This window comes from Streptomyces triticirhizae, from assembly GCF_003696235.1.
Taxonomy (GTDB): domain Bacteria; phylum Actinomycetota; class Actinomycetes; order Streptomycetales; family Streptomycetaceae; genus Streptomyces; species Streptomyces triticirhizae.
The window spans coordinates 1-7,479 of record NZ_RFFJ01000249.1 but is presented as its reverse complement, the minus strand read 5'-3'; the positions used below and the strand labels follow the sequence as shown (position 1 = coordinate 7,479).

General features: G+C 73.3%; 3 protein-coding genes. All 3 read left to right on the top strand.

Features of this window, described 5'->3' with window-relative positions; translation table 11 throughout:
• Positions 1 to 186 precede the first annotated feature (186 nt).
• Positions 187 to 543 carry a hypothetical protein gene (locus tag EBN88_RS27080; protein ID WP_122399679.1) on the top strand — a complete coding sequence of 119 codons (357 nt, stop codon included), beginning with the start codon at positions 187 to 189 and terminating at the stop codon, positions 541 to 543.
• A gap of 110 nt (positions 544 to 653) precedes the next feature.
• On the top strand, positions 654 to 3,185 hold the full coding sequence (locus tag EBN88_RS27075; RefSeq protein ID WP_122399678.1) for a TPR repeat region-containing protein: 2,532 nt from the start codon (positions 654 to 656) through the stop codon (positions 3,183 to 3,185).
• Between the two features lie 48 nt (positions 3,186 to 3,233).
• The gene (gene eccCa / locus EBN88_RS27070; RefSeq protein ID WP_122399677.1) at positions 3,234 to 7,289 is read left to right on the top strand and encodes a type VII secretion protein EccCa; all 4,056 of its coding nucleotides are present in this window, start codon (positions 3,234 to 3,236) and stop codon (positions 7,287 to 7,289) included.
• Positions 7,290 to 7,479 lie beyond the last annotated feature (190 nt).

The window sequence follows — 7,479 nt, the reverse complement described above, 5'->3', positions numbered from 1 at the left end:
CGCCGGCCGGCGCCGGGCGCGCCGGCCAGCGCCGCGCCGGGGAGCCCCGCCGGGGCGCCGGGCCCGACGACCTGGCCGAGGACCCGTCGGTGTGGACGAGCCAACGGCGCGCCGTTCCAGGGGTGTTGGGCGAGTGAACGACGGCGGGGGAACGACCGATTCGAAGCGAGTGTGAGGGAGCGGGAGATGTCAACCGACGGTCTGTACTACCTGCCGGACGGCTTCCGGGAGTCCGGTCGCGGCAGCGCCGACACGGCCGATGCCGCCGAGTCATCCCGGCGCTACCTCGGGCAGGCCACCGCCAACAGCGCCTCCTACGCGGGGGCCGACGCCTTCGTCGGCTCGCTGAACGGCACCAGGGACCGCCAGGTCAGGGAGGTCGACCAGGCCGCCGAAGGACGGGAGAACATGGCCGAGTCCGACTACCAGGTGGCCGCCGGCGGCGAGGAGATGGACGCCGACGCCAACGCGGCGCTCGGCCTGGCCAACCCCTCCTACGACCCGTCATCCCCGGTGGCGCGGTCCATCTCCGACGGCGTCTGAAGTCCGCGGTCTGAAGTCCGAAGTCCGACGTCCGAAGAGACGTTCCCCCGGCGGCCCGCCGCACCAGGGCCGGCCCCAACGATCCGACGAACAGCAGGAGTCAGCCCCGCATGTCCGGTGATGTGAGCTTCGACAAGGACGACGTCGAGGCGGAGAGCGACGGCCGGCCCTGGACCCGGCGGGACGACTTCAAGGACGAGATCGACGTGGACGACATGGCGGACACCGCCGCCGTCTACGGCCAGGCCGCCGGCGAGGCGGGCTCGGCGGGCGAGCTGGCCGAACACGCCACCCGCACCGGCCAGGAGGCGGGCGAGGTCAACGGCGAGGCTCTGATCCAGGACGACCGGATCGACATCACCGCCGAGGGACTCCAGGGCAACGGCGCCGGCATGGACGAGGTGGTCGGCACCCTCGTCCGCGCCATGAACCGCGCGCTGGAGGCATCCGACGAGGTCGACGCCCTGATCGAGGGCGGCGACGGCGGCGTGGGCCTGGACACCATCCTGACGATGAACGTGGCCAGCGCGACGATAGCCAGGGACAACGCCGACGAGTTCTACGCGGCGCAGGACGCCACCAACGGCACCCTGCCCGCCGGCCACGCGCTCGGTCCGGAACCGCCGATCTATGTCTTCGACGACGTCGAGTACGAGGGCGTGCTCTCCGGCGACTCCTGGGTGGCCCCGGACAACCTCGCGCCGGCGATCCGCGAGTACTACCTGGAGCTGACGGCCGAGACCGCCTCCGCCGTCTACCAGGACATCAAGGACGCCATCGAGTCCTACCGCCGCGATCTGGCCGAGTACGGCTCCGAGTTGGAGGCCGCCGGCTACGACACCTCGCAGGGCCCGCTGGGGCTGTGGCACACCGACGAGATGGCGACGTTCTACGGTGAGGAGCTGAACCGGGTCCTCAGCGAGGAGAACCCCGACCCCGCCGAGGTCGCCATCTACACGGCCGCCCTGGGCTCCGTGGTGGACGACGTCTACGACGAGCACGGCAATGTGCGCGAGGGCGCCGACCCGGCGAACATCTCGTTCCTCGACCGCTTCCTCTCCCAGCTGGAGCCCTCATCGCTGGCCACCCTCGGCGCCATGGACACCGGCGCCGGCGGCCCCGACGTGGGCAACGCCTACGTGCGGAACGGCTCCCCCGGCGACGCGATCGCCGCCGCCCAACAGGCCGTCGCCAACGGCATCCAGATGCTCTCCGACCCCGAGGTCGGCGGCTACGAGAACGCGGACCTGCTGCCGCAGAACATCCAGCACTTCCTGGACGCGGACCCCAGCGAGTGGGAGACGCAGGCGGACTTCGACGAGTTCAACGGCTTCTCCACGCTGATGGGCGCGGCGACCGTGCAGGGCGGCGAGCAGTTCACGCACGCGATGATCGACGCCGCCGCCACCGTCCAGGACCGGGCGACCGCCCTGAACACGCCGACCACCAACGCCTCCGGCTACCCGGCCTACGAGGCGGGCGCGGGCATCGAGTTCCACCCCGAGGGCCTGCTGAACGCGGCGGCGCTCAACGACGGCGCCTCGGCCTCCTATCTCGCCGACGCCGACAACGTCTCCCGGGTGGTCAGGGACTGGAGCGGGTTCGAGGGCCAGGACGCCGCGCAGAACCTGCTGCGGGTCGCCACCCTGCCCTCCGACGGCGAGTCCTTCGGCGAGGGGGAGGACGACAAGCTCCAGGCGGGCTACAACGTCCTCCAGTACGTCGGGGAGCGGGCCGACTCCTACTTCCCGCACACCGCCAACGGCGACGACCCGACCCGCGTGCACGGTCTGGAGAACGCCATCGCGGACATCGCCGGGCACCCCGAGTACCTGGAGCAGATGTCCACCGCCGGCACCGACGGGCCCAGCAGCTTCGACGGGGACGGCTTCACGATCTCCGACAGCGACCGGCACGGCCTCTTCCAGGTTCTGCTCAGCGGCGAGGCGGACCAGGTCAGCGGCTTCAAGGCCGACGTGCTTGAGTACACGGGCGACGCCGCCTACCGCGCGTTCTCGGGTGACGAGGGGAACCTGGACTCGGAGATGCGCAGCCTCGGCGAGTTGAACGGGGCGCTCACCAACGCGGAGATCGCGTATCTGCGGCGCGGTGACGAGGTCAACGACGCGCGGGAGCAGTTCGTCTACGACACCTGGCAGATGGCCGCCAGCGAGCTGGCCGGCAAGCTTCCCGGCGTCGGCGCCGCCCTCGACGCCGAGGTCGGCGAGACCCTGGGCCAGGGCGCGTCCCGGGGCGTCGGACTGCTCTCCGGCGTCCAGCCGCCCGACCCGACGGCCCAGCCCTACGACGAGTACCGCCGCTACGACGAGATGGTCAACGGCGGCGTCCTGGAGCACCACGTCATCTACGACGCCGCCCGCGCCGCCGACCACGAGAGCCTGCGGGGCAAGGAGGAGGAGGCCGCGATCATCCCGCAGTACGGCGGTGACTGGGGCGCCCTGAGCGACGACGACTGGCAGGTGGTCGACCGCGTGGAGGACCGGGACCCCGGCCAGGCCCTGACCAACGCCTCCGGCGACTACCTGGACGCCTACGAGACCGGGCGGACGGACGAGCTGGAGAAGCGGCCGGAGTACTACAAGTTCACCCCCGGGGAACGGACGGAGATCGCCCTTGACTAGCGGAGGAGCGACTCGAACCCCGTGCGACGCCCCGGAAGGAACGCCCCGTTGACCACCCCCGCCACCCCCACCACGCCCACCACCGTGCCGCGCCGACCGGCGCGCGCCGCGGCCCCGGCCGTGCCGGGGCAGGAGGTGGTGCTCAAGGCGCCGCCCGAGCTGCCGAGGCCGGAGGACAACAACGTCTGGATGACGGCGCTGCCGGCGCTCAGCGGCCTCGGCTCGGTGCTGTACATGCTGACGATGGGCCGGGGCCCGATCGGCTACATCGTCGGCACCATGTTCCTGGTCTCCTGCCTGGCCATGGTCGTCGGCTCGGTGCTGCGGCAGCGCGGCTCCGCCAAGAGCCAGGCCCGCGAGGACCGCCGCCAGTACCTGCGCTATCTGGAGCGCACCAGGGCCGAGGTGCGGCGCACCGCCCGCGCCCAGCGGGCCGCGCTGCTGTGGGACGCCCCGCCGCCCGACACCCTGTGGACCGTGGTCGAGAGCCGCCGGCTGTGGGAACGGCGGCCGGCGGACGAGGACTTCGGGGTGGTGCGGGTCGGGACCGGGCCGCGCTATCTGGCGACCGCGCTGGTGCCGGGCGAGTCGGCGCCCGTGGAGGACCTCGACCCGCTCTGCTCCGTGGCGTTGAAGCGCTTTGTCGACACCCACGCCGTGGTGCCCGACCTGCCGGTGCAGGTGGCGCTGCGCCGCTTCGCCGCGCTGTCGCTGGGCGGCGGGACCGAGCCGGAGCGGGCCCGCGCCCTGGCCCGGGCGGTGCTGGCGCACGCCGTCACCTTCCACTCCCCGCGCGAGCTGCGGCTGGTGGTCTGCACCGGGAACGTGGAAGCGCCCGAGTGGGCGTGGGTGAAGTGGCTGCCGCACGCCCACCACCCCGAGGAGCTGGACCATGTGGGCCCGCTGCGGATGGTCCACCCCAGCCTCGCGGTGCTGGAGGAGTGGCTGGGCGCGGAGCTGACCCGCCGCACCCGCTTCCAGCGCGACGCCGAGCCCGATCCCGAACTCCCGCATCTGCTGGTGGTGTTGGACGGCGGGCTGGTCACCGGCGCGGAGGCGTTGCTGGACCCGCACGGGATGATGGCGGTCACGGTGCTGGACCTGTCGGGCCGGGCGGGCGCGCTCGCCGAGGCGCACGGCGTGGCGCTGGCGATCGAGTCCGACGGCGCGCTCTACGTGGACGCCGGCGAGACCAGGGACCAACTCGGGCGCGCCGACGCGCTGTCCACGGCGGAGGCGGAGGCGCTGGCCATGCGGGTGGCCAGGTTCCGGATGGACGCCGCGACGTCGGGCGCCGAGGGCGAGGACCTCACCACCGCCGTCAACACGCTGCCCGCGCTGCTGGGCATCGACGACCCCGGCCATCTGGACCTGGACGCCCTGTGGCGGCCCCGGCCGATGCGCGACCGGCTCCAGGTGCCGGTGGGCGTGGCCGCCGACGGCGGGCTGCTGGAGCTGGACATCAAGGAGTCGGCGCAGAACGGCATGGGCCCGCACGGCCTGCTGGTCGGCGCCACCGGCTCCGGCAAGTCCGAGCTGCTGCGCACCCTGGTGCTGGGCATGGCCACCACCCACTCGTCCGAGCAACTCAACCTGGTGCTGGTCGACTTCAAGGGCGGCGCGACGTTCGCCGGGATGGCGGAGCTGCCCCATGTGGCGGCGGTGATCACCAACCTGGAGGACGACCTGACGCTGGTCGACCGGATGCGGGAGGCCCTCTCGGGCGAGATGAACCGCCGCCAGGAGGTGCTGCGCGACGCCGGGAACCTGGTCTCGGTGCGGGACTACGAACGGGCCAGGCAGCGCGGCGCCGCGCTGCCGCCGCTGCCCAGCCTGTTCATCGTGGTGGACGAGTTCTCCGAACTCCTGGCGCAGAAGCCGGACTTCGCCGACCTCTTCGTGCAGATCGGCCGGCTGGGCCGCTCGTTGGGGCTGCATCTGCTGCTGGCCTCGCAGCGCCTCGACGAGGGGCGGCTGCGCGGGCTTGAGGCCCACCTGTCGTACCGGATCGGGCTGCGCACCTTCTCCGAGGCGGAGAGCCGCACCGCCATCGGCGTGCCGGACGCCAACCACCTGCCGTCCGCGCCCGGCCACGGCTATCTGAAGACCGACACGGCGAACCTCAGGCGGTTCCGCGCCGCCTATGTCTCCGGCCCCTACCGCACCGGCGAGGGGGGCGGGCCCGCCGCGTTGACGGGCGCGGCCACCGTCCGCCCGTTCCCCGCCGGGCTGGTGCCGGTGCCGGCGGAGCAGCGCGCGCCCGAGCCCGAACCGGAGCCGGCCGCCGACGAGTTCGACGAGACCGAGGAGCTGGGGGCCACCGTGCTCGGCGTGATGGTGGAGCAGCTCACGGGCCAGGGCCCACAGGCACACCAGGTGTGGCTGGAGCCCCTGGACCGCCCGGAGTCGCTCGACCAGCTCTACGGGGGGTTGGTCGAGCGGCCCGGGCGGGGCTTCGGCGCCGACCCGGCCGGCTCCGCGCCGCTGACCGCGCGGATCGGGGTGCTGGACCTGCCGTTCCACCAGCGGCGCGACCCGCTGGAGCTGGACCTGGCGGGGGCCGGCGGGCATGTGGCGATCGTCGGCGGGCCGCACAGCGGCAAGTCGACGGCGGTCCGCGCGCTGGTCGCCGCGCTGGCGCTGCGCCACACGCCGGAGGAGGTCCAGTTCTACTGCCTGGACTTCTCCGGGACGCTCTTCGCGCTGGCCGGGCTGCCCCATGTGGGCGGCGTGGCCGGGCGGTTGGACGCCGAGGTGGTGAACCGGACCGTCGCCGAGGTGCTGGAGGTGATGGAGGCCAGGGAGACGCGCTTCCGCGAGCTGGGCGTGGAGTCCATGGCCGCCTACCGGGCGGCCCGCGCCGCCGGGCGGATCACCGACGACCCCCACGGGGACGTGTTCCTGGTGGTCGACGGCTGGGCCGTGCTGCGGCAGAGCTACCCGGAGCTGGAGGGCACCCTGATGGCGCTCGCCGGCCGGATGCTCACCTACGGCGTCCACCTGGTGGTCACCGGCAACCGCTGGCTGGACATGCGGATGGCGCTGCGCGATCTGGTCGGCACCAAGGTCGAGTTGAAGCTCGGCGACGCGCTGGACTCCGAGATGGACCGCAAGGCCCAGCGCACCGTCCCCGAGGGCCGCCCCGGGCGCGGCATCACCCGCGAGAAGGAACACTTCCTGATCGCGGTGCCCCGGGTGGACGCGGTCCGCTCCGACTCCGGGCTCGCCGAGGGCGTGGCCGACCTGGTGCGGCGGATCGACGCCGCCTGGACCGGCGCGCGGGCCCGCCCGGTGCGGCTGCTGCCCACCGCGTTCCCCGTCGACGAGGTCACCGGGCGCGGCCCGGGCGTCACCGTCGCCGTGGAGGGCAACCGCCTGGAACAGGTCGTCTTCGCCCCGGGCGAGGAGGCCGGCCTGATCGCCATCGGCGACAGCGAGACCGGAAAGACCTCGCTGCTGCGCGCCGTTGGCCGCCAGGTGATCGCCAACTATCCCCCGGAACGCGCCAAGTTGATCGTCCTGGACCATCGGATGACCATGCTGCGGGAGTTCGACGGGCCGTCGCTGCTCGGCTACTCCACCACCCACGAGCGCTCCATGGAGGTCGTCACCGGCCTCGCCGAGGGCCTGAAGAAGCGGCTGCCCGGCACCGACGTGACGCCCGAGCAGCTGCGCGACCGGTCCTGGTGGACCGGGCCCGAGATCTATCTGCTGGTCGACGACTACGACCTGGTCGCCACCTCGCGCGGCAACCCGCTCCGCGCGCTGCTCGACTTCCTCCCACAGGCCAGGGGCATCGGCCTGCACCTCTACATCACCCGCCAGGCCGGCGGCGCCTCCCGCGCCGTGACCGAGCCCGTGCTCGGCCGCCTCAAGGAACTCAACACGCCCGCCGTGCTGCTGAGCGTGCCCAAGGACGAGATGCCCATCTGGGGCGTCAAGTCGGCCCGCCGCGCCAAGGGCCGTGGCCTGCTGCTGCACCGCAGGCTCGGCAACGTCCCCGTCCAACTGGCCCGCGCCGACTCCCCGTTCGAGTCCGCAGGCGGCCCGACCACGCCGCCGACACCCGAAGCGACCGGCCGGCAGGCCCCCACCAGCCGATGAGCGAGACCCCACCCGACGAGCAGGACCACCCGATGAGCGAGACCATCCGATGAGCGCCGCCCAGCCGACGCAGGCCACCCCGAACGCCCCCGGCGCCGCCCCCGCGCCCCGCCCGGCCGGCGGCGCCGGCGAGTTCGTGCGGATCGGCCTGGCCGGCCCCGCGGGACGCGCCGACCTGGCGGTGCCGGCC